Raw genomic sequence first — 22,904 nt, 5'->3', positions numbered from 1 at the left:
CTCTTTGAGAGCTTCTAAAACCACTTTGGTCTTGAACTTGGGTGTGAATTTTCTTCGTGTCATAAAACAGTAAATTTAAAGTTATTTTGGAACTTAAATTACTGTCCTAATTTTTGGGGGATGCTCAAGCAGCTTGCGAAAATCAATTTAAGGTTAAAGAAAATGATGTTTTTTATGAAAAATCTTTAAATAGATTTTTGACGGAAAAGAAGATAATTAAGGATAAGTCAACCGACACTTACTTTTTGACACCCGAAGAAAAAAATAGACTAAAGAGAAAAAATGAAGAATTTGATTTAGAAAAAAATAAATTTTTAAAAGAGATAACAGCCATCCTTAAGATATATGAACAAGAAAATGAAATTGAAGAATACATCAAAGAGCTTAAGGAGTTATATATAAATAATTTTGCGACAGATCTCTCTAATGCTATCAATAATGAAGAAGAATTTCAGATTTTTGGCATAACAAGAGAATTCTTAAAGTTTGTTGAGTCAAAAATTAGAAGTAAAGACTTATCTAAAAAATTAGCAAAAGAACTCTTGTCATTCTGCGTAAATGACAAGTTTATTCAAAAAGTTGCTGCGAGTAAAGTTTATTCGAATAAAATTGATAATTACAAGTTAGAAAATTACTTAGCCAATAAAAAAAAGATTTTCATTGACACCGCAATAGGTCTTTATAGTCTTTGCTATTATTTCAGTCCTAAAGTTGAGTACCAAAACTATTTCTATAAAGGAACAAAAAACCTAATTGAATATGCTAGGAATGAGAAAATAAACATGTACATATCACAAAGATATATTTGGGAAATACAGAATCACGTTAACGATGCATTTAACCTAATACCATTCACGACTATACCTGAATTTGCTCGCTTAGGGTCTTCAAAAAATGTTTTTTATAATTATTATAATTATTTAAGATCCTCCGAAACAATTGACGGTAAAATCACATTTAAAAAGTTTCTTGAAAAATTTGGTTTCAGAGAAAATTATGGAGGTAAATCTTTTCATTCAATTATTGCAAATTCGCTATCAAAGGTGAATATAAAGGAACAGGTAATAGAAAAACAATACGACATAACTGAAGCAAACAAACTATTTGAGGATAATTTAGTGAGATTATATAAACAAAAATCTAATTTCACCAGAAATAACGATAGTGTTATGCTCGAATTTTTGGCAGATAAAGATGTTGAAATTCATCCATTGCAGCCTGTTTTTTTAACTTGGGATAGAGCTTTTTTTGAGACACATAATACTTATATCAAAAAATTCCCAAACGCTCAAAATTGGCTGATGCTTTCACCAAATAAAATAGTAGATGTTTACTCTCTTCTAAAATTTTCGATAACCTCGGAATCAGTTACCGAAAATTTATTAGCTCTTTTATCAGATGAAATTATTCAAAATACCTATTCTTTAGTTGACACACTATCAATCATACTAAATCCTGATGATGAAATTGGTTTAGAATATACATCTAGATTAGCAAAAATAAGAGAGTCTGAGATTAATGAAATAAATTCTCAAGAAATTATCCGTCCTGAAAATTTTGAAGGTGAGGCAGTTATTGACGACATATTTTTTAAATTGACTAGTCACTATAAGGAAAACACGAATAATTTAAATGGATTTAAGAATATTTTTACTCAAAAGGAATTAATAAATGACGTAGTAAATATATTAACAAAATCCATTAAGGATTTTTACGAAAACCGTAAGCTCGATAATAAAGTTTTTATAGAATTTGATAAGCTTATTGAAAGAGCCCGTGATATTTGAAAAAAAAATTAAAAACTAGATAAAATATTACTACTATTAGGTGAAGCGCAAACACACTAAACAAAAAAGTAATTACTCTAGAAGTCAGATCAATTCCTACAAAGAACATTAGGTCTCAAGAGCTTAGAAACTCGGTTTTTAGTGGTAATTTAAAGCAGTCTAATCCTTACCTAAAAATCGTGTGATGGCATCTAAAACCTATACCAACGGCGACGTCACCATCTTGTGGCAACCCGAAAAATGCATCCACTCCGGTGTTTGCGTAAAAACCCTTCCGCAGGTGTACAATCCCAAAGAACGTCCCTGGATCAAACCCGAAAATGCCACTTCAGAAGCATTAATCAGTCAGGTTGCCCGATGTCCTTCCGGAGCCTTGAGCATCAAAAACTAAAACGATGACCAGAATAGAACACGAAAAAAACGAGCGCAAAGGCCGCTTTGTCATTTACGAAGACGCTGTTTTTGCAGGAGAAATGACCTACACCTGGGCCGGAACCGGCAAATTTATCATTGATCACACCGGTATTGAAGAAGGCTTTAACGGCAAAGGTTTTGGTAAAAAACTATTGGAACAGGCAGTCGCTTTCGCCCGGGAACAAGAAGTAAAAATTCTGCCCCTCTGCCCCTTTGCCAAAGCTCAATTCGACAAAAACAAGGATCTTGCAGATGTGCGTTATTAACCGCCTTCAAAAACGTGATATGCTGAAAAGCAGACATTAAGATTTCAGGGAAGTGGGTATTTGATTTTTTAGTGTTAATTTAACACTACTTAATTCATTTACCAGAAACACATTATGAAATCAACACCTATTAAAATTATTCTGTTCATCTTATTTACAGGATTCGGCTTAGCCTCTTGCAAAACGGAAGCCGAGAAACCGAAAGAACAAAGCCTGGTTGTACAAACCACTAACGGCGAAATCAAAGGAAGCCTTAACGACAGCGTTTATGCCTACAAAGGCATTCCTTATGCTCAGGCGGAACGCTTTATGCCTCCACAGGATCCTGAGGCCTGGGAAGAGGTACGCGAAACCACCGAGTTTGGACCGGTAGCCCGGCAGGTTGTGCCCTGGTATCCCGATTCGGTACAAAGTGAGAAAGAATTGTTCAGCCTAAACGTATGGAGCCGTGGCATAAACGACGGTAAAAAACGTCCAGTACTGGTGTGGCTGCACGGTGGCGGCTTCTTTGTGGGTGCAAGCAACGATCCCATGACCTATGGCGAAGCTCTGGCTAAAAAAGGCGATATCGTTGTGGTTTCGGTAAACCATCGCCTGAATATTCTGGGCTTTCTGGATCTTTCGGCTTATGGAGATGCATACGCAAAGTCGGCCAACGTAGGTATGCTCGATATCGTGAAGGCTTTAGAATGGACTAAAAATAACATCGCCAATTTTGGCGGGGATCCCGCAGATGTAACTATTGTAGGCGAATCTGGCGGCGGCGGAAAAGTGGGTACACTCATGTGTATGCCTGCTGCGAAAGGCTTATTCAATAAAGCCATCATCCAGAGCGGTACATTGATCAATTCGATGACTAAAGAAAAATCTCAGGCACTGGCAGCCAAAGTTTTGGAAAAACTGAACATCACTCCCGACGAACTCAATAAGCTTGACACGCTAGATTACAAGGCGCTGGTTAAGGCAGGTAATGAAGCGGTAGCCGAAATGGGGGGCGCCCGAACTCCGGGGTCTGCGGGTATGTTTGGCTTTGCTCCTTCCGCAGATGGCGATGTATTGCTACAGCAGCCGTTTAGCCCCGGTTTTGCAGATATTTCAAAAGACATTCCGGTGATGATCGGTTCTACCTTAAATGAACTCATGCCGGTCGCTTACGGCAATAAAAGCCTGACTTTAGAACAGGCCAAAGACACCTTAGCTCAGCAATATGGTGAGCGCACGGACGAATACGTTGAACTATACGCAAAAGCCTACCCTGATTATACACCGCAAGATTTGCTTTCTATTGACAAGACCTTTCGCCCCTACACCATTCGCACCGCAGACGCCAGAGCTGAAGAATCTAGCGCTCCGGTATATGCTTATATTCTAACCTGGAAAAGTCCGGTGGAGGATTACTCCAAAGGTTCGTTTCACGGTTTAGACATTCCGCTGGCCTTTAATACGGTTGATCTCAGAGCAGACTGGACCGGAGAATCTGAAGAAGCCTGGGAACTGGCAGACAAGATGAGTTCGGCCTGGATTAATTTTGTTAAGACCGCAAACCCGAATGTTGAAGGCGTACTTCCGGCTTGGGAGCCCTATACGGCAGAAAACGGAGCGACGATGTACTTTGATAAAGAATGCAAAATCGTATACAACCACGACCGGGAATTGATGAATTTCATCAGACCCCTGGAATAAAAAACCAGACAATAGTTTAATACAAGGCTTTTTAATAAAAATGACAAAACGGGCCGTAAAATGGCTCGTTTTTGTTTTGAAATGTGTCGACATATCTTCTAAATACTGCAACATTAAAATTTAAAACGAGTAATTATTTCAAGTCTTAGTAAAGACCGTGTCATAAGAGCCAGTTGTTGCCTCGCTTCTACTTTGCACCATATATCTGCGTATGAAATTAAAATACACCTTCCTTTTTTGCATACTTAGTCTAATCACTAGCGCTCAGGATTTGAAAATTCAAGAGCTTCTTCCTCCCGAAACCAATCAGATTTCAGATTTGTCATTTCTTGAGACTGAATTGAAGAACAGGCAGCTCGTTATGCTGGGGGAACAAACCCATATGTACGGTAACATATTTGAGATGAAAGCACGTATTGTAGAATACCTGCATCAGCAACTGGGATTTAAAACCATTGCAATAGAATCTCCGATGTACGATATCTGGAAAATGAATCAGAGTGATTTTGATTCAAAAAAATTGAATGATGCAGTCTGGGGCGTTTGGTCAAACACAACAGAGTTTCAGCGACTGGTCAACTACATAAAAGATAATGATCTAAAAGTAATAGGTTTTGACACGCAGATAATGAATACCCAGCAATTTATAGAAGACTTTTTTGATTTCCTTGAAAATCGGGAACTTGAATTGAAACTGGATGAAGATGATATGGGTATCATCATCGAAGGGGTTTTAGATAATGGGACTTTTGATGAGGATGATATAAATTTTAATCTCTATGAAAATGAGCTCAAACGAATCCTTCGCGAACTGGAAAAATCAGAATCTGATGAAACCAACTTTTATTGGAATCAATTTGTAAAAAACCTTCTGGCCTGCTCCCGGGACGCTTATTACAATACCGAAGAAATCCTGACTACAGATTTCGCCAATAAAAACTACAATATACGCGATGCCCAAATGGCAGATAATCTGTTGAGCTACTTAGGTCGTAATCCTGATGAAAAGATCCTGGTTTGGGCAGACAACATTCATATCATTAATGATATGACAAGCATTAAAAAGCCGGTCGTAAAGGAATTTCTTCCTATGGGTTCCTACATTCATAAGGCTTTACGCGAAAAGGCATACAGCCTGGCCACACTTCATGCCAATGATTCCCTTTTTGATCTGGGAACCAAAAAATGGGAAGCTACGCCTGTTAAAAGAGGTTCTTTTGAGTACGAACTAAGTTCCTTTACCCATCCGTATCTGTTTATTACCTCAAATCAGGAGGCCTTGCACAGAACCCGGGATACGCGCCTGCTCAACTTTATCGATTTTACAGAAGCACGATTGGATGAGCTTTACGACGGCTATGTATTCCTCAAAAATGCGAAATTACCTATCGGTGAAACGCCAAAGGATACCGTCAATATTCCGAAAGGGCCTTTGGTTAATACCAAGAAAATAAACCCACTTAAGAATGGCGAAAATCTTATCCTTAAAGGACAGATTTTGGATACTAAAAGTGGAAAGCCTGTGCCCTTTGCAACCCTGATTCTCAAAAGCGAAGAAGTATACCGGGTCGCCGATGAAGAGGGGTATTTTGAACTCCCTGTTAAAAAAGAGGCGATGCAGACTGCTCTATTAGAACTCTCTTCTCTGGGTTTTGAAACCCGAAAAATTGCGCTTAAGGATCTAAACGAACAAGTTTATCTGGAACCCAAATTTGAAGAATTAAACGAAGTTGTGATAACGGGTTACCTTTCTCCACTTGCGGTTCTTAAAAAAGCGATCTCCAAAAAGAAAACCAATCATCCTGTAGATCCTTTCAATTTTCAACGGTACGGCAAGGTGATCTTAAATACCAATGACACTAATGAACTGGACTTCGAGGTAGTAACCAAGGATTACGATAGGGGTTATTTATCCCCTTACGTTATCACTCAAAAAGTGGAACAAATTAAATGGAATACCAATCGAAATCCTGAAAAGTACCAAAATACAGGTCAGTTCTTTTCATACAGACAAAATGCAATAAGATATTCCAATATCCTGCATAAAAGAAAATATAAAAAGTTTGAATTGAATTTTATCAAATCCAATCAGCCCGAAGACGAGAATACCTTTATTATTGCCTTTCAGACTGAAAGAAACAAATGGAATTATACCAATCGAGGTTATCCCACCAGCTATTCCGGGAGGGTTTATATTGATAAACAAAGCTTTGCTATAGTAAAGGTTGTGGAAAACTGGGAAACGACCCTCAACCGGGATGAAATAAAAATCTATTACAAAGGCTATCCCGGTTATGATGATATACAGCAAACCACCATCAAGGAGGAAAACGTGTGTACGTATTCCCCTATTAGTGACGATGGTAAATACTACGCCACCCGTTATTTTAACAGGAAATACAGTGAATTCTTAAATACCGAAAACAAAAGAAGTCATAGAATATTGGAATTAGACTCGTATTTATTCGATTTTGAATTGAATGATGTGGAAACTATAGAATTTGAGTGGAAACAAAAAGATCAAAGCCTTCTAAATCGTGTTAACTATAACCCGGCTTTTTGGGACTCCTTTTATGAAAAGCTTAGGCTAAGTAAGATAAATTAAGAGAGTAAACCTGCTTAACCCGACTCTTCTAAATTACGCAGCTCTAAACTCCCTAAAACCAGTCAATCAGAGCACCTGACCTTAGTGATGATACTCTTGGTTATTCCGAACTTATAATGCTTAACTACAGTAAACAGGTTTCGGTGTTCACCGGGTCTTAAGGCAGGCCTATTCCAGATTTGTCAGGAGCATATCCGGAAAGTAATCACGATGAAGCACCTGTATATTTCATAAAAATCCAATTGCTAATTTCAATCATCTGAGAAGCTGATTTTTGATGGGAATTGAGGTTCGTTGCCTGTAGTTAGGGCTCCATTTTAATTTTTAAAAACAGGCATCCGTTTTTCGCCCGAAAGCCCTTATCTTTGCTGCCTTAAATTTTGTACTATGATCCAGGTTACTTTGCCAGACGGCAGTGTAAAAGAATTTGAAAGCGGCGTCACTCCTTTTGACGTGGCAAACAGCATCAGTGCAGGGCTCGCGCGCAACGTGATTTCTGCCAAATACAACGGGCAAACCGTTGAAATCACCACTCCCCTTACCACAGATGGTGCGCTGGTTCTTTTTACCTGGAACGATGAGGAAGGAAAAAAAGCCTTTTGGCACTCTTCGGCACACATTCTCGCGCAGGCGCTTGAAGAATTGTATCCGGGAGTTAAGCTAACCATTGGTCCCGCCATTGAAAAAGGTTTTTACTATGATGTTGATCTGGGAGATCGTTCGCTAAGCGAAAACGACTTTAAAAAGATCGAAGACAAAATGCTTGAAATCGCACGCGGCAAGCACGAGTTTAGCATGCGCAGTGTTTCTAAAGCAGATGCACTTGAGTTTTACAAAAAACAGAATAACCCGTATAAGGTTGAATTGATTGAAAACCTGGAAGACGGAAGCATCACTTTTTGCGATCACGATACCTTTACCGATTTGTGCCGGGGTGGTCACCTGCCCAACACGGCTTTTGTAAAGGCGGTTAAATTGATGAGTGTTGCCGGTGCCTACTGGCGTGGTGATGAGAACAAACCGCAGCTTACCCGCGTGTACGGTATCTCCTTCCCCAAGCAGAAAGACCTTAAAGAATACCTCGAATTGCTTGAAGAAGCTAAAAAACGAGACCATCGCAAACTGGGGAAAGAACTTCAGCTTTTCACGTTTTCGCAGAAAGTGGGTCAGGGACTGCCATTATGGCTGCCTAAAGGTGCCGCTTTGCGGGAGCGTCTGGAAAACTTTTTAAAAGCTGCTCAAAAAAAAGCAGGTTACGAAATGGTGGTTTCTCCACACATCGGTCAGAAAGAATTGTATGTCACCTCCGGGCACTATGCCAAATACGGGGAAGACAGCTTTCAGCCCATTAAAACTCCTGCTGAAGGGGAAGAATTCCTGCTAAAACCTATGAACTGCCCACATCACTGCGAGATTTACAATTCGCAACAGTGGAGCTACCGCGATTTACCCAAACGTTTTGCTGAATTTGGTACCGTGTACCGCTATGAGCAAAGTGGTGAACTGCACGGTCTTACCCGTGTACGTGGCTTTACTCAGGATGATGCACACATATTCTGTACTCCAGACCAGCTGGATGAAGAGTTTATGAAAGTGATTGATCTGGTACTGTACGTATTTGGCTCTCTTGGCTTTGAAAACTTTACTGCGCAGGTATCTTTACGCGATCCCGAGAATAAAGAAAAATACATCGGCTCTGATGCCAACTGGGAGAAGGCTGAAACTGCAATTATCAATGCTGCCAAAACCAAAGGCCTTAATTACGTTATAGAAACCGGTGAAGCCGCATTCTATGGGCCAAAGCTTGACTTTATGGTGAAAGATGCATTGGGAAGAAGCTGGCAGTTAGGTACTATTCAGGTAGATTATAATCTGCCCGAACGTTTTGAACTCAGCTATAAAGGCAGTGACAATGAAGAACACCGCCCGGTTATGATACACCGTGCGCCCTTTGGCAGTATGGAACGCTTTGTAGCCATTTTACTGGAGCATACAGGGGGGAACTTTCCGCTGTGGCTTATGCCTCAGCAGGCCATCGTACTCACGCTCAGCGAGAATTATGAGAAATACGCTCAAAATGTTTTAGAATTATTAGAAAATCACGAAATTCGCGCTACCATTGACGACCGTGGAGAAACAATGGGTCGTAAGATTCGGGAGGCCGAAATGCAAAAATTACCCTATATGTTGATCATTGGTGAGAAAGAAGCCAAAGATGGTACGGTTTCTGTACGTAGACATGGGGGTGAGGATTTAGGCACGATGTCAGTAGCAGATTTTGCAGGCGTGATTGAAACCGAAATCAGCAAGACCTTAAAAAAGTTTGAAGTTTAATTAAAATTTTATAGCCATAGCAATACGTAGAAAAAGATCAAAAGGGCCCGCAAGAGTCCAGAAACAAGACCAGCACAACATCAACCAAAAAATACGTGCCCGTGAGGTACGGCTTGTTGGAGATAATGTAGAAATGGGGGTTTATCCTACCAGTAAGGCATTAGAAATCGCTAATGAACAGGAATTAGATTTGGTTGAAATATCACCAAATGCCGAACCACCTGTTTGTAAGGTGATGGATTACAAGAAATTCGTTTACGAGCAGAAGAAGCGTGAAAAAGCCATTAAGGCAAAAGCTTCTAAAGTTGTCGTTAAAGAAATTCGTTTTGGTCCAAATACCGATGATCACGATTATGAGTTTAAAAAGAAGCACGCTCAGAAATTCCTTGAAGAAGGAGCAAAATTAAAAGCCTATGTATTCTTTAAAGGACGATCAATCATATATAAAGATCAGGGTCAGATTTTGCTATTAAGATTAGCTCAGGATCTTGAGGATTTTGGCAAAGTTGAGCAGATGCCTAAGTTAGAGGGTAAACGTATGATTATGTTTATGGCTCCTAAAAAGACAAAATAGCCTAACGGCAATTTATAAATTTAAATCCCGTCCTTTTTTAAAGGCCGGGATTGATTTTGATAGTAAATTCGCTTTGCTTCAAAATCAAAGACAATAAGCGGAATAATTAAATAAACTAGGAATTATGCCTAAAATGAAAACAAAAGGCAGTGCTAAAAAGCGTTTCAAGCTTACAGGTACTGGTAAAATCAAAAGAAAGCATGCGTTTAAGAGTCACATCTTGACAAAAAAGTCTAAGAAACGTAAGCTTGCGTTAACTCACGATACTTTGGTACACAAAGCAGACGAGAATAACGTAAAAATTATGTTACGTCTTAAATAAGACCGTAACCGGTTCAAATTATTTTATAAACCCTGGAGTTGGGCAAAACGGTAATACGTTTTGAAAGTGACCGTAAGGTTCGCCTGCTACAAAAACAATTAAATTATGCCAAGATCAGTAAATTCAGTTGCTTCAAGAGCCCGTAGAAAAAAGGTAATGAAGCAGGCCAAAGGTTACTTTGGAAGACGTAAAAACGTCTACACCGTTGCTAAAAATGCGGTTGAAAAGGCTATGCTTTATGCATACCGCGACCGTCGTCAAAAGAAGAGAAACTTCCGTTCGTTATGGATTGCCCGTATTAATGCAGGTGCCCGTATGCACGGTTTGTCTTATTCTCAGTTTATGGGTAAAGTTAAAGCTGCAAACATCGAACTTAACCGTAAGGTACTTGCAGATTTAGCAATGAATCACCCGGAAGCTTTTGAAGCAATCGTAAATAAAGTAAAATAGGGCTAACGCCTAATTAATTAACAATACTCCGCTTAGAACAAAAAACCCGGTCAATCGACCGGGTTTTTTATTGGTTGCGCTAAAAGCTGAACTATTTGAAAGCCAGACTAGCGACTAATGAAATAACTGCTCCTTTACTGAACAATTACAGCTTAGCTTGAATTGGTATGGATTCAGTTTTATTTCCAATCAAAGAAAACCGCTTTTTCCATATCGGGGTGTAAGCTTTGCAGCACCGGACAGGTGCGCGCGGTATTCTCAAGAATCTTACGCGTCTTTTCTTCGGCTATGCCATACAACGTAAGCTTTACCTCAATGTTAGAGATTCTGCGTGGCTCTGCTGCCATAATTTTGGTGACTTCGGCAATCGATCCTTTAAGGTCTGGTGCGCCCATTTGATTTGCCTTAATTCCCATTACCGTAAGCATACAACTGGCTAAAGCCGTAGCAACCGTGTCTGTAGGTGAGAATGCCTCACCCTTGCCGTTATTATCAACAGGAGCATCGGTGATAAAGGTATTGCCCGATTGTACATGCTCACAAGAAGTGCGCAATTCACCAAGATAAACTACTTTACTGGTCATTTTTAGTCTTTTAAATAAGTACTGGTAGCCGTTTCCGGAATTTCTACCACGATCTCCTGCAAATCTTCTCCAAACTTTAGAATATAAGCCGAATTGTTATAATATCCCGAAGAAACCGGATCCTGTATATAATGAAACTTATTCTCTACGTACTGCGTACTGTAACCGGCTTCTGCGGCCTCATATAAACTTTCAGCTGCTGCCAGTCTAAGCAGGGTATCAAAAGTAAGATCATAACCTCTTACTGCATAGCTGCTGGGCTCATAACCGTATTTCGCTTTGTAGGCATTGATAAATGAAAGCTGCTTTTCGGTATACGCGCGGTCAACAGACGGAAAGTGAAAATTAAGCTTCATCAGGGTTATGTTTGAAACATCATCGCTTTCGTAAGCCGAACCTTTATCGGTAGTGAGCAGGGTGATGCGCTTACCTCCCAGTTGCGTGGAAAGGCTGGTAGTCACATTACTGATAAGAGCCACATCATTACTTTCTAAGATCACCCAGTTCTCAATAGTCGAAGACAATTTTGACGCGAGGTTTGAGGCACTCACGTAACCTGCGCCATTTTCACCTTTAGGAAAAACGACCTTAGCATCGGGATACAAGGCCAACAGCTGATTTTTGGTAGCCTGATTTTTACCGTCTGCAACAATCACTATATTCTTACCTCTTCCCTCCTGTTTGATGTAACGCAACATCTGTTCTTTCAAAATTTTATCGGCCGGTCTGGACTGAAACAAATTGGCCTGCATTTCAACTTCGGGAACAATAGGCGATACTACCGGGATGGCACGATCTCTTAACAAACGACTGGTTTTTTCTACATTGCTGGTTAACAACGGACCAATTACCACATTCATTTTTGCAAAGTCATTACCCCGCAAAATGCTTTCTATTTTACGATCATTGGCAGCCTGGCCATCATTGCGATCATACTGCGTGTCAAAAACGTGCAGATTGGTTGATATACCTAATGCTTTTGCCGAATCTGCAGCCATAAGGACGCCGCTGTAAAAATCTAAAGCGATATTCATCACCCGGTCCCGTTTTAAAACCTGGCGCGCGATATCACTGGTATCGGTTTTGGTTTTGCCCAAATTAAAAGGCAGCATCACCGCTACATTTTTTGTACTGAGATTAGTGAGGTTATCTGAAAGTTTTACTGCCCCGCCGCTAACATCAAGACTTACCTCTTCAGAAAGCTTGCCCTTGGGCAATTTTAGAATCATTCCGTTTTTAAGACCTTCCTTCAAGGCAGGATTGAGTCGTACCAGCTGCTCTTCACTCATATCCCATCTGCGGGTAAGACTGAAAAGCGTTTCCTGTGGCTTTACCTCATAAAACGCATAGGTTCCATCTTCAAGAACCGCATCGTTAGAGTACGATTTATCGGGTACATTGAGAATTGCGCCTATCTGAAGTCCGTTTTTGATTTCAGGATTCATAGACTCAAGCTCCTGAATCGTAATCCCATACATCGCGGCCAGACCATACTTGGTTTCTTTAGGCTTGACGATGTGTTTTCGGTTTGTAACCGCAGGTTTGCCGGTATCTTCAGAAACCTCGGTCCGGGTTTTGGTATTCGGTACTTTAACCACCTCGCCGCTTCGCAGTTCGGCAGTATACAAATGCGTGTTATAGCGTTTGATATCGGTTTCAGACACCTCGTATTTTTTGGAAAGCTTATACAAGGTTTCACCTTTAGCAATAGTATGCAGGATAAACTTACCGTCTGCACTTAGTTCTGAGTTTCCGGGATCAGACTGACCGCCGGGTAAAATAAGAACAAGACCGGGATAAATTCGGTTTTTAGCTTCCGGATTCAGGCGATAAATCTCGTAAACCGTAACATTGTATTTATTGGCAATAGCCGAAATGGTTTCCCCGTCCTGCACCCGGTGACTCGAGTAGGTCTGCTGACCGATACTGGAGCAACTGAATACCATAAAAAGGAATAGAAATAGAACACTTAGGTTTCTCATTATTTTTAAATTATTTCTAAAAATCAATACCAATACCATACCCAATTGTGTTTGGAGGAAGTAAACTAAGGCTTTCTGCCGGTTCTTATTCCCATTCTATTGTAGCAGGCGGTTTTGAACTGATGTCATAGACTACTCTATTAACGCCCTTTACTTTATTTATTATATCATTTGATACTTTTTGGAGGAAGTTATAAGGCAGATTCACCCAGTCTGCAGTCATTCCGTCTGTACTTTCAACAGCCCGCAAGGCTACACATTTCTCATAGGTACGCTCATCTCCCATCACCCCTACCGAATCTACCGGTAAAAGCATGGCACCTGCCTGCCAGACCTGATCGTAAAGACCCCAGTCGCGAAGGCCATTGATGAATATCGCATCAACTTCCTGCAGGATACGCACTTTCTCTGCGGTGATATCTCCCAGAATTCTAATGGCAAGGCCGGGACCAGGAAACGGATGTCTCCCTAGCAACGTTGGATTCATATCCATACTGGCGCCCACACGGCGTACTTCGTCTTTAAACAGCATACGCAAGGGCTCTACGACCTGCAACTTCATAAAATTGGGTAAACCTCCTACATTGTGGTGTGATTTTATGGTTGCTGAAGGGCCGCCGGTTGCAGAGACCGATTCAATAACATCGGGATAAATGGTACCCTGAGCGAGCCATTTTGCATTTTCTACCTGATGGGCTTCATCGTCAAAGACCTCGATAAACACACGACCAATGGTTTTGCGTTTTTCTTCAGGATCACTCTTGCCGGCAAGGGCATCGAGGAAACGTTTGGAAGCATCAACGCCCTTAACGTTAAGCCCCATTCCTTCATATTGTTTAAGTACTTCTGAAAATTCGTTTTTACGGAGTAAGCCGTTATTTACAAAAATACAGTGCAGGTTTTTACCAATTGCCTTGTGCAGCAGCATAGCGGCAACCGAGCTGTCTACGCCTCCAGAAAGTCCCAGAATAACCTTGTCGTCACCCAGCTTCTTTTTTAACTGATCTACGGTAGTGTCTACAAAACTATCTGGTGTCCAGCTTTGCGCAACCCCGGCAATGTTAACCAGAAAATTTTCAAGTATACGTTTACCGTCTGTAGAATGATATACCTCGGGGTGAAACTGAATGGCATAGGTTTGCTCACCTTCAATGCGGTAAGCCGCGTATTCCACATCGTGGGTACTGGCCAGTTTTACCGCTCCGGTTGGTAATTTTTTTATGGTATCACTATGGCTCATCCAAACCTGGCTACCCGCTTCAACGCCTTCAAAAAAGGCTTCATCTTCCTTAACCATAGAGAGGTTAGCCCGGCCATATTCGCGGGTATTGGATTGCCCTACTTCACCTCCGTGAAAATGGGCCAGATATTGTGCACCATAGCAAACCCCAAGCATCGGCTTTTTACCGCGTATCTGAGATAAGTCTGGATGTGGAGCGTCTTCTGCTCTTACAGAACTGGGTGATCCCGAAAGTATAACAGCCTTGTAGCTGCTTAAATCTTCGGGTAATTTGTTGTAGGGTTTAATTTCGCAGAAGATGTTGAGTTCCCTGATGCGCCTTGCGATCAATTGGGTGTACTGCGAACCAAAGTCTAGAATGAGTACGTTATTTTGCATAGGCAAAAATAGTATTTCTATCTAATCTGAAAGTCTGAAAATGCCGTCAAATTTTCAATAATATTTCCACAAAATGTCTGGTTTGGTTTGTCTCTTAGTGTCAAAACGAAGACATGTTTAATCAACGACCTCCCTGCAATTTATCGTACAAATAAGCCAAACAACAGATTTTCAGAAGATAAAAACCTTCATTCGGCCTGGCACAGGATTATAAAATCCTGAATGAGGTTTAAAAAACATATTGCATTATCGTATTTATCCGTGAAATACTGAATAATTATCGGTTTTTAAACAAAAAGCCATTAAATACGCAAAAGTATCTTTGTTTTTTTCATTTAATAGGAATAAACAGCTAAAAATATAATTATAAACAATATAACCGGTTAAAAAAACTATATTTGTTAAGATATAAACTAACAGTCCCTAAGCTAACTTAAATGTCTATTTCCAAACAACTTAAATCCCTCCGGGAACAAGCCGCACTATCACAGAAGAAAGTGGCTGCTGAACTGGGTATCACCCAGGGAGCATACTCCCTAATCGAAAACGGTCAGAATTCTATTACCACAGATCACCTGCTTACCTTAAGCCGCCTGTATAGTGTTCCTACAGATCGTATTCTAAAGGGTTCACACAATTCGGTGATGATTAATATTTCAAACGGTTTTGTTCCGCTAATTGATGTTGAAGCCCGAGCAGGCTTTATTGAGAACAGAGACAATGAGCAATGGCTCTCTACCCTTGCTATGTTTAAATTACCCGGGTACGAACCTGTTGAAGGTCAAAAATTATTTGAGGTTGAAGGCGACAGTATGATGCCCACGCTGATGCACGGAGACATCCTGATTACGCAACATGTTGACGATCTTAGCGAAATCCTTGACGGATCTGTTGCTGTGATTGTAACTCCAAAATCGGTACTTACCAAACGTATTAAAAAAGACCTTCCTAACGATGCACTTATTCTCATAAGCGACAACAGTAAATACGAAAGTATTTCTTACCAACTCGAGAATATCCTGGAGATCCTTATCGTTCGCGGTAAAATCACCAGTTCGCTGAACGTGATTGATATGGATGCCAACAACCGCGTGAAACACCTGGAAAGTCAGGTAGATAAGCTGCAAAGCGATATGAGTAAGCTTATTGAAAAAATCAATAAAATTGTTTAATACTTCGATTTTAATCCAATAAAAAACCCGGCAAGCTGCCGGGTTTTTTTATGCTTTGTTATTTTACGTTATTGTCTGGAAACAACCGCTCTAGGAAAAGAGAGCGTGTTCAGTTGCAAATTTTGTGTTTCTGGATACAAACCATTCCCAGCTGTAGGGTTGATTAATGGTTGAATTACAAAAGGCTTTGCATAATCAAAATCGGGCTCTGGCTCTACCGATACGAAAATCTGCTTCAATCTTAAATCTGGCGGAGAATTAAATCCAATCTGTGACAAGATTGTCATATTTGTAAAATCCTCTCCAGGATAAGCTGGAATCGTATTTAATTGAGTAGTATAGGCTGCAGATTCGTCCTGTCCATTAGGGGAGTTAAATCTACCGGTGCTTAACATTACATCTTGGTTCGATGAATTTTTAACCATTGCCCAACCTTCATAGCGCCATCCGGATGGCAAATTGGGTAAATTTAAACCTGCTTGCGGATTACCACTATTTGGACGGAGAAAATAAACCCCATTCTGATTGTTGGAGGTATTGTTATCAGCTGGCGTCCATAAGGTAAACACTCCTGATGCATTTGAAAAACTTCCAAGAGATCCTTCAATAGATAAATCTGCTGAATTACCATTAAAGTTGCCTGATAGGATAACTGTATTGCTTATTTCAGGAGATGGGTCATTACCCGGCTCAATGCTTATTTTGATTCCGGATGCGTTATCAACCTGACCGGTTAATGCTGAAAATTGCTGTCCATTACTCAGGTTTCTAAAACGCCCAAGAGAAATATTTTCCCCTCCCGAAACCAGCCAAACCTGATATTCGGCTCCTGCCGGTAATTGCTCAAGACGGGTAACAGACTCCAAAGTAACAGTAGTACGATCAATAGTATCATCGCTTCCTGAACAGGCTGCCAGCAGGCCGGCTGCGCATAAAGCGATTAAGTTCAATTTTTTCATAAGTAGTTTTTAATTTAAATTGTTGTGTTTGTTAACGCAAAGAGCGCTTAAAAATTTCAATAAAAAAACCAAACTACCCGAAAGTAGTCTGGTTTTAATAAAGATTTAGCAAAATGACTAGGCGTTCTGCTTCTTGATCAGATTTAATGCAGAACCTTCACGATACCAGGTAATCTGTGCATCGTTATAGGTATGATTAGCCTTGATGGTGTCTTTACTTCCGTCTGCGTGTGTAACTTCAATAGTTAACGGCGTATCCGGCGCAAAGTTTTCGATATCTACAAAATTGAAGGTATCATCTTCCTGAATCAGGTCGTAATCATTTTCATTTGCAAAGGTCAGTGCCAGCATACCCTGCTTCTTCAGGTTTGTTTCGTGAATACGAGCAAAAGATTTTACCAGTACTGCCGCTACACCTAAGAATCTGGGCTCCATTGCCGCGTGCTCACGTGAAGAACCTTCGCCATAGTTATGATCTCCCACAACAATAGTTTTGATTCCTTTGGCTTTATATTCCCGCTGTGTATCGGGCACTCCGCCATACTCACCGGTAAGCTGATTCTTTACAAAATTTGTTTTCTTATTGTATGCATTTACAGCCCCTATCAAACAGTTGTTAGAAATGTTATCGAGGTGACCGCGGTAACGCAACCATGGTCCGGCCATAGAAATGTGGTCTGTTGTACATTTACCGAAAGCTTTGATCAACAACTTCACATTTTTAAGTTCGCTATCCTGTATTGGCTCAAATGGAGTCAATAATTGAAGACGCTCACTATCTGAAGCTACTTTAACTTCAACAGAGCTACCATCTTCGGTAGGTGCCAAATAGCCGTTTTCATCAACTGCAAACCCTTCAGGCGGAAGTTCTAATCCTACCGGTACATCGAGTTTCACTTCCTGACCGTCCTCATTTAATAAGGTATCGTTCATTGGGTCAAAATCCAAACGTCCTGAAATTGCAATTGCCGCAACCATTTCGGGAGAACCTACAAATGCGTGGGTATTTGGGTTACCGTCTGCACGCTTGGAGAAGTTCCGGTTAAAGGAGTGTACAATAGTGTTTTTCTCATCCCCTTTACGGTCGCTACGATCCCACTGACCAATACACGGTCCGCAGGCGTTTGTAAATATAGTAGCTCCCAGATTTTCAAAAACTTCCAGCAAACCATCGCGCTCTGCTGTAAAACGTATTTGCTCAGAACCCGGATTGATACCGAAGTCTGACTTTGGCTTTAATTTTTTGTCAATGGCCTGTTGTGCAATTGAAGCTGCACGTGATAAATCTTCATAAGAAGAGTTGGTACATGAACCGATTAAACCCCAGTCAACTTTTAAAGGCCAATCGTTTTCTTTAGCTTTCTTGCCCAATTCTCCTACAGGGGTCGCTAAATCCGGAGTAAAGGGACCGTTAAGGTGTGGACGTAATTCTGAAAGGTTGATTTCGATCACCTGATCAAAGTACTGCTCAGGATTAGCATATACCTCGTCATCACCGGTTAGGTATTCTTTGATTTCGTTTGCTGCATCAGCAACATCGGAACGGTCTGTAGCTCTAAGGAAACGCTCCATAGACTCATCGTAACCGAAAGTAGAAGTGGTAGCACCAATCTCGGCCCCCATATTACAAATGGTTCCTTTACCGGTTGCAGAAAGATTACGCGCACCCGGTCCAAAATATTCTACAATCGCTCCGGTTCCTCCTTTTACGGTAAGAATACCGGCTACTTTAAGAATAACGTCTTTTGAAGCCGTCCAGCCGTTAAGCTCTCCGGTTAATTTAACTCCGATCAGTTTAGGAAACTTAAGTTCCCATGGCATACCGGCCATAACGTCTACCGCATCGGCACCACCTACTCCGATTGCTACCATTCCCAGACCACCGGCATTTACCGTGTGACTGTCTGTACCTATCATCATACCACCGGGGAATGCGTAGTTTTCTAAAACAACCTGGTGAATAATCCCGGCTCCCGGTTTCCAGAAACCAATACCGTATTTATTTGAAACAGATTCCAGAAAGTCAAAAACTTCATTACTGGTCTCGTTTGCACGTTTTAAATCTTTTGCCGCACCTTGTTTTGCCTGGATCAGGTGATCACAATGCACGGTAGTAGGTACCGCTACCGTTTTTTTACCCGCCTGCATAAATTGCAAAAGAGCCATCTGGGCAGTCGCATCCTGACAAGCGATACGATCTGGAGCAAAATCTACATAGTCTTTACCTCTTACAAAGGCTTTATCTGTTTTACCATCCCATAAGTGAGAATACAATATTTTTTCTGCCAGAGTTAAAGGTTTGCCAGTAACTTCGCGGGCTGCATCAACGCGCTCAGCAATCTTACTGTAAACCGATTTGATCATATCGATATCAAATGCCATATCTAAAGTTTAGTTTAATAAAAATTGAAATTAATGTATGCCCGAAAGCGCGGGAAAATTACGAAAAACCCCTCAAAATAGGAAACCCGCAAGCAGATAACCCGTTTTTAATCAAATGTGCCTAATCCTTTCGATTTACTGAAAAATATATCGATTTCGTTAATTGATTTTCAGTATTTGTCAATGAGACGATTAAGTTCTCACCAAGTCTGAAAAACACATCTATTTAGAGTGACTCTATATTAATTACAGAAGTGCCTTAATGATGTCTTCAAGCGTCAAACCTTCAGCCTCTGCCTTATAATTTTTAATCAGACGGTGTCCTAAAACACCCTGAGCCACGGCCTGAACGTTTTCGATATCCGGAGAGTATTTTCCGCGCATAGCGGCGTGGGTCTTTGCCGCAAGAATTAAATTTTGAGAAGCCCGTGGTCCAGCTCCCCAGTCTATATAATCTTTTACGATTTGAGGAGCTCCTGCTGCATGAGGTCTGGTCTTACCCACCAGCTTCACGGCATATTCAACCACATTGTCTGCCACCGGTACACGGCGTATCAATTGCTGATAGTCCATTATTTCTGAAGCGTTAAACAACGCACGTATGGAGTTGTTTTGATCTGTTGTAGTGGCCTTAACAATGGCAACTTCCTCCTCATAGGACGGGTATTTCAGGTTTATGGCAAACATAAAGCGATCCAGCTGCGCCTCGGGCAAGGGGTAGGTTCCCTCCTGCTCAATGGGGTTTTGCGTTGCCAAAACAAAATACGGAGCATCCAGTTTGTATTGCTTACCGGCTACTGTCACTGCTTTTTCCTGCATCGCCTCGAGCAGGGCCGCCTGAGTTTTGGGAGGTGTACGGTTAATCTCGTCTGCAAGGATGATATTTGAAAATACAGGACCTTTTAAAAATTTAAAGGTTCGGTTTTCATCTAAAATCTCTGATCCCACTATATCGCTGGGCATGAGGTCCGGAGTAAACTGAATACGCTTAAAATCGAGCCCAAGGGCCTGAGCAATTGTATTGACCATCAAGGTCTTTGCCAGACCGGGAACCCCAATCAACAGTGCGTGACCACCCGAAAATATAGAGATGATTATTTGCTCAACAACCGTTTCCTGACCAATGACTACCCGGCCAATCTCTTTTTTTAGGTCGTTAAAACGGTTTACAAGGGCATCAATAGCCTTGGCATCAGACATAAAATTAATTTTTTAACCAGTTACTGCTGTATTCACACGTTCTGTAATCGCCGTTTAATTTAATATAGGTTTCGGCGATTTTTTCATTTTGCCATTTCTCAATCGCTTTGATTTGTTTGGCCTGCAATGCAAAGTTTTTGATTTTCACATAATCAATAACAAAATCGGCCTCGTGCTCATCAATACGGTCAGATACGGTATAAATCTCGTAACGGGTTTTACCGGTACGGGTAGGATTATTAAAAGGAATGGAAACTTCCCCTTCTTTAAGGTTTTGCACTTTGGGATACAATTCTGTAGGCAGGTTTTTCAACTCAAACATACGATCCTGAGTAACCGGATTGATCATGATACCGCCGTCGCTAGCCGTCTCCTTTTCATCTGAAAACTCTCTGGCAGCCTCTTCAAAAGTGATTTCGCCAGCTTCAATACGCGCCTTAATTTTATCTATTTTTTCCTTAGCATCAGCCTCTGCCTGTGCCGTCACTTTCGGAATACGCAGAATGTGTCTTAAATCAATTTTCTGACCGCGTATTTTTTCAACTTTTATTATATGATAGCCAAACTCGGTCTCAAAAGGCTTACTTACTTCACCTTCCTGAAGACTGAACGCCACATCTCTAAATTCTTTTACAAACTGAGACTTTCGGTCTACATCGCGTATAAGACCACCATCACCACGGGTTGACTCATCTTCAGACCATAACACGGCTTTAGTAGCAAAACTGCTTCCATTTTCAACTATATCTTCACGATAGCCATTAAGCTGGTCTATCACTTTTTGCTTTTCTTCCTGAGGAACTTCCGGAATGATTTGAATTTTAGAAATCTCGAGCTCTACGCCAAACTGCGGCAAACCATCTTTCTCAAGCTGCTTGTAGTATTCCCGTATTTCTTCTGGAGTAACTTCAATTTCTTCTACGATTTTTTGCTGCATGGCTTTAGCCAATTCCTGATTGCGGTTAAGTTCAAACAAATCTTTGCGCAGATCAGACATTTTTTCTTTTCGGTAAAACTGAAGCACTTTTTCTTCCGATCCCAACTGATTGATGAAGTAATCGATTTGTTGCTGGGTGTACGAACGCACCTGATCTTCTGAAATGCTCACACTGTCTACTACCGCATGATGAGCATAGAGTTTATCTTCCATCAGCTTATCAAGCACTTTACAGTTTGATAAATCCTGAGTTTCTACCTTTTGCTGCTTTAGAGACTCTATGGCCTGATCAATGTCACTTTCCAAAATAACATACTCCCCCACAACTGCGGCAACACCATCTACTTTAAAAGTGGTTCCCGTGGTAAGTGGCTTATCTGCAGCCTGCGCGATTTCTTCCTGAGCCTGGGTATTGATGATTTCCTGAGCGCTCAAGGAGCCTGCAGTAAGGAAAACAAGGAGACTAAACGATAGGTTAATTATAGACTTCAAATTGTTTATTTTTAATTGCATCTTTAGTAATATTTTTTTCTAAATCTTTAATCAGTTCGAGCTTTCTACGGTTGAGTAAAATTTGCTTAACTGTAGGTTTTACGTACTCTAAGGGCGCTTCCTGATTACGCTTAAGGCGGTCATTTACCGCGATCAAATATAGCCCTAATGAATCACGCAGCTGAATAAAATCAGTTTTATTTAAAACACGGTCGCTGTTTTCAAGATTGACTGCGGGAATAGTAGCCACTACTTTATCGAGACGTATCCAGGTAGAATCGTTCAAATAATGTGCCTTAAACTGTACCGCAACAGAATCGAGATAGCGCCTGTCTTCCTTATTAAAGCGAATAAACCTGCTTTTGATGGTCTCTATATTGTAATCATTTTCGCTGAGATGAATGTAACGCAATTTGAGTAATTCCTCATTCAGCTTAAAATTCCCGGGATTGTTATCATAAAAGGCTTTTGCCTCTGCGTCGGTAACCGTACTGTCCATATTGCGGGCCACCAATGCATCTTTGTAGGCCTGTGCGTATAAATCTGATTTGTATTGCGCTACAAGATCTTCAAGCCGTTGCTGTTCCTCCACGGGAATGTTGAGTTTTGCACCTTTCATTAGGAGTTTTTGTGTGGCCCAGCGCGTAATAAAGCTAGAAACTACCAGCATGCTGTCTTCAGCACTCATACCCGGCACGACCAACTCTTCAACATCGGTTTTGTATAAATACTCGTCTCCCACACGTGCCACAGGTTCACCCGTAGGATTTGTGGTCTTGAAGTACTCGCAGGAAGTTAGCAAACCTGCGATCATCAATACGAAAATACCTGGTCTAAAACGATGTATCATAAATATAGAGCAAACCCAGACTGTCCCGGCAATTCTGATTTTCACTAAAAGACTTTTAAGAAAATCAGCTGTTGCACAATTTTTTTGAATTGCCAAAATTAAGCAATATCTGCAAGTTAGCGTCACTAAAGCAAATCTGGCAGTATTCTTCAATCCCAGGTTAGAACAGATCTTCATTAGCACTCTGATTGCTAGATCATTACTTAAAATGAAACGAATTCTAAAACTGCTGTTAAAAGCAAAATCTGCTAGAGCAAGCCACAGGTAAGACTTACCTTTGCAACTCCAAAAAT

The 22,904-nt window shown here is 40.8% G+C and carries 18 protein-coding genes; 10 read left to right on the top strand and 8 right to left on the bottom strand.

Annotated elements, in window-relative coordinates; all coding sequences use genetic code 11:
* Window positions 1-113 precede the first annotated feature (113 nt).
* The 9 genes from LLW17_RS11800 (at window position 114) to rplT (ending at window position 10,435) form a co-directional block, all read left to right on the top strand.
* Window positions 114-1,787 carry a hypothetical protein gene (locus LLW17_RS11800; RefSeq protein ID WP_228230467.1) on the top strand — a complete coding sequence of 558 codons (1,674 nt, stop codon included), beginning with the start codon at window positions 114-116 and terminating at the stop codon, window positions 1,785-1,787.
* Window positions 1,788-1,971: 184 nt separating this feature from the next.
* Window positions 1,972-2,178 carry a (4Fe-4S)-binding protein gene (locus LLW17_RS11795; RefSeq protein WP_228230466.1) on the top strand — a complete coding sequence of 69 codons (207 nt, stop codon included), beginning with the start codon at window positions 1,972-1,974 and terminating at the stop codon, window positions 2,176-2,178.
* A gap of 4 nt (window positions 2,179-2,182) precedes the next feature.
* Window positions 2,183-2,467 (top strand): GNAT family N-acetyltransferase, encoded by a 285-nt coding sequence (locus tag LLW17_RS11790; protein WP_228230465.1) that lies wholly within the window; start codon window positions 2,183-2,185, stop codon window positions 2,465-2,467.
* Window positions 2,468-2,581: 114 nt separating this feature from the next.
* Window positions 2,582-4,150 carry a carboxylesterase/lipase family protein gene (locus LLW17_RS11785; protein WP_228230464.1) on the top strand — a complete coding sequence of 523 codons (1,569 nt, stop codon included), beginning with the start codon at window positions 2,582-2,584 and terminating at the stop codon, window positions 4,148-4,150.
* A gap of 271 nt (window positions 4,151-4,421) precedes the next feature.
* The gene (locus LLW17_RS11780; RefSeq protein ID WP_228230463.1) at window positions 4,422-6,755 is read left to right on the top strand and encodes an erythromycin esterase family protein; all 2,334 of its coding nucleotides are present in this window, start codon (window positions 4,422-4,424) and stop codon (window positions 6,753-6,755) included.
* Window positions 6,756-7,142: 387 nt separating this feature from the next.
* On the top strand, window positions 7,143-9,089 hold the full coding sequence (gene thrS, locus LLW17_RS11775) for a threonine--tRNA ligase (protein WP_228230462.1): 1,947 nt from the start codon (window positions 7,143-7,145) through the stop codon (window positions 9,087-9,089).
* A 22-nt stretch (window positions 9,090-9,111) separates the two neighbouring features.
* Window positions 9,112-9,663, top strand: a complete 552-nt coding sequence (gene infC / locus LLW17_RS11770) for a translation initiation factor IF-3 (protein WP_350355210.1) — start codon at window positions 9,112-9,114, stop codon at window positions 9,661-9,663.
* Window positions 9,664-9,787: 124 nt separating this feature from the next.
* A complete protein-coding gene (gene rpmI / locus LLW17_RS11765) occupies window positions 9,788-9,985 on the top strand; it encodes a 50S ribosomal protein L35 (protein WP_009780460.1) in 198 nt (65 codons plus the stop codon).
* A gap of 105 nt (window positions 9,986-10,090) precedes the next feature.
* On the top strand, window positions 10,091-10,435 hold the full coding sequence (rplT, locus tag LLW17_RS11760) for a 50S ribosomal protein L20 (RefSeq protein ID WP_228230461.1): 345 nt from the start codon (window positions 10,091-10,093) through the stop codon (window positions 10,433-10,435).
* 179 nt (window positions 10,436-10,614) lie between these two features.
* Here rplT and LLW17_RS11755 read toward each other — a convergent pair whose 3' ends face one another.
* The 3 genes from LLW17_RS11755 to guaA form a co-directional block, all read right to left on the bottom strand.
* Complete coding sequence (locus tag LLW17_RS11755; protein ID WP_228230460.1) at window positions 10,615-11,019, bottom strand: OsmC family protein; 405 nt, start codon at window positions 11,017-11,019, stop codon at window positions 10,615-10,617.
* 2 nt (window positions 11,020-11,021) lie between these two features.
* Window positions 11,022-13,001 (bottom strand): LysM peptidoglycan-binding domain-containing protein, encoded by a 1,980-nt coding sequence (locus LLW17_RS11750; RefSeq protein ID WP_228230459.1) that lies wholly within the window; start codon window positions 12,999-13,001, stop codon window positions 11,022-11,024.
* Between the two features lie 85 nt (window positions 13,002-13,086).
* On the bottom strand, window positions 13,087-14,619 hold the full coding sequence (gene guaA / locus LLW17_RS11745) for a glutamine-hydrolyzing GMP synthase (protein ID WP_228230457.1): 1,533 nt from the start codon (window positions 14,617-14,619) through the stop codon (window positions 13,087-13,089).
* A gap of 437 nt (window positions 14,620-15,056) precedes the next feature.
* Between guaA and LLW17_RS11740 the strand changes: the two genes are divergently transcribed.
* On the top strand, window positions 15,057-15,791 hold the full coding sequence (locus LLW17_RS11740; RefSeq protein ID WP_228230456.1) for an XRE family transcriptional regulator: 735 nt from the start codon (window positions 15,057-15,059) through the stop codon (window positions 15,789-15,791).
* A 68-nt stretch (window positions 15,792-15,859) separates the two neighbouring features.
* Here the strand turns inward: LLW17_RS11740 and LLW17_RS11735 are convergent, their stop codons facing one another.
* The 5 genes from LLW17_RS11735 to LLW17_RS11715 all read right to left on the bottom strand — a co-directional run bounded on the left by LLW17_RS11735 (window position 15,860) and on the right by LLW17_RS11715 (window position 22,656).
* The gene (locus tag LLW17_RS11735) at window positions 15,860-16,750 is read right to left on the bottom strand and encodes an anti-sigma factor (protein WP_228230454.1); all 891 of its coding nucleotides are present in this window, start codon (window positions 16,748-16,750) and stop codon (window positions 15,860-15,862) included.
* A gap of 117 nt (window positions 16,751-16,867) precedes the next feature.
* A complete protein-coding gene (locus LLW17_RS11730; protein WP_228230453.1) occupies window positions 16,868-19,132 on the bottom strand; it encodes an aconitate hydratase in 2,265 nt (754 codons plus the stop codon).
* A gap of 246 nt (window positions 19,133-19,378) precedes the next feature.
* Window positions 19,379-20,332, bottom strand: coding sequence for an AAA family ATPase (locus tag LLW17_RS11725; protein WP_228230452.1), 954 nt, complete (start codon window positions 20,330-20,332; stop codon window positions 19,379-19,381).
* A gap of 4 nt (window positions 20,333-20,336) precedes the next feature.
* Window positions 20,337-21,761 carry a peptidylprolyl isomerase gene (locus LLW17_RS11720; RefSeq protein WP_350355209.1) on the bottom strand — a complete coding sequence of 475 codons (1,425 nt, stop codon included), beginning with the start codon at window positions 21,759-21,761 and terminating at the stop codon, window positions 20,337-20,339.
* A complete protein-coding gene (locus LLW17_RS11715; RefSeq protein WP_228230450.1) occupies window positions 21,745-22,656 on the bottom strand; it encodes a peptidyl-prolyl cis-trans isomerase in 912 nt (303 codons plus the stop codon). Before LLW17_RS11715 ends, LLW17_RS11720 begins: the two co-directional genes overlap by 17 nt.
* Window positions 22,657-22,904 lie beyond the last annotated feature (248 nt).

This window comes from Leeuwenhoekiella parthenopeia (genome assembly GCF_020782115.1).
Taxonomy (GTDB): Bacteria; Bacteroidota; Bacteroidia; order Flavobacteriales; family Flavobacteriaceae; genus Leeuwenhoekiella; species Leeuwenhoekiella parthenopeia.
The sequence above is the reverse complement of the archived record's forward strand: the minus strand, read 5'-3'. Positions and strand labels throughout refer to the sequence as shown.

Bases quoted from the DNA above. Each gene is read 5' to 3' on its own strand.
- LLW17_RS11750 (WP_228230459.1), bottom strand. From the start codon at position 13,001: ATGAGAAACCTAAGTGTTCTATTTCTATTCCTTTTTATGGTATTCAGT.
- rpmI (WP_009780460.1), top strand. From the start codon at position 9,788: ATGCCTAAAATGAAAACAAAAGGCAGTGCTAAAAAGCGTTTCAAGCTT.
- LLW17_RS11740 (WP_228230456.1), top strand. From the start codon at position 15,057: ATGTCTATTTCCAAACAACTTAAATCCCTCCGGGAACAAGCCGCACTA.
- guaA (WP_228230457.1), bottom strand. From the start codon at position 14,619: ATGCAAAATAACGTACTCATTCTAGACTTTGGTTCGCAGTACACCCAA.
- LLW17_RS11735 (WP_228230454.1), bottom strand. From the start codon at position 16,750: ATGAAAAAATTGAACTTAATCGCTTTATGCGCAGCCGGCCTGCTGGCA.
- rplT (WP_228230461.1), top strand. From the start codon at position 10,091: ATGCCAAGATCAGTAAATTCAGTTGCTTCAAGAGCCCGTAGAAAAAAG.
- LLW17_RS11725 (WP_228230452.1), bottom strand. From the start codon at position 20,332: ATGTCTGATGCCAAGGCTATTGATGCCCTTGTAAACCGTTTTAACGAC.
- LLW17_RS11790 (WP_228230465.1), top strand. From the start codon at position 2,183: ATGACCAGAATAGAACACGAAAAAAACGAGCGCAAAGGCCGCTTTGTC.
- LLW17_RS11795 (WP_228230466.1), top strand. From the start codon at position 1,972: ATGGCATCTAAAACCTATACCAACGGCGACGTCACCATCTTGTGGCAA.
- LLW17_RS11755 (WP_228230460.1), bottom strand. From the start codon at position 11,019: ATGACCAGTAAAGTAGTTTATCTTGGTGAATTGCGCACTTCTTGTGAG.
- thrS (WP_228230462.1), top strand. From the start codon at position 7,143: ATGATCCAGGTTACTTTGCCAGACGGCAGTGTAAAAGAATTTGAAAGC.
- LLW17_RS11730 (WP_228230453.1), bottom strand. From the start codon at position 19,132: ATGGCATTTGATATCGATATGATCAAATCGGTTTACAGTAAGATTGCT.
- LLW17_RS11785 (WP_228230464.1), top strand. From the start codon at position 2,582: ATGAAATCAACACCTATTAAAATTATTCTGTTCATCTTATTTACAGGA.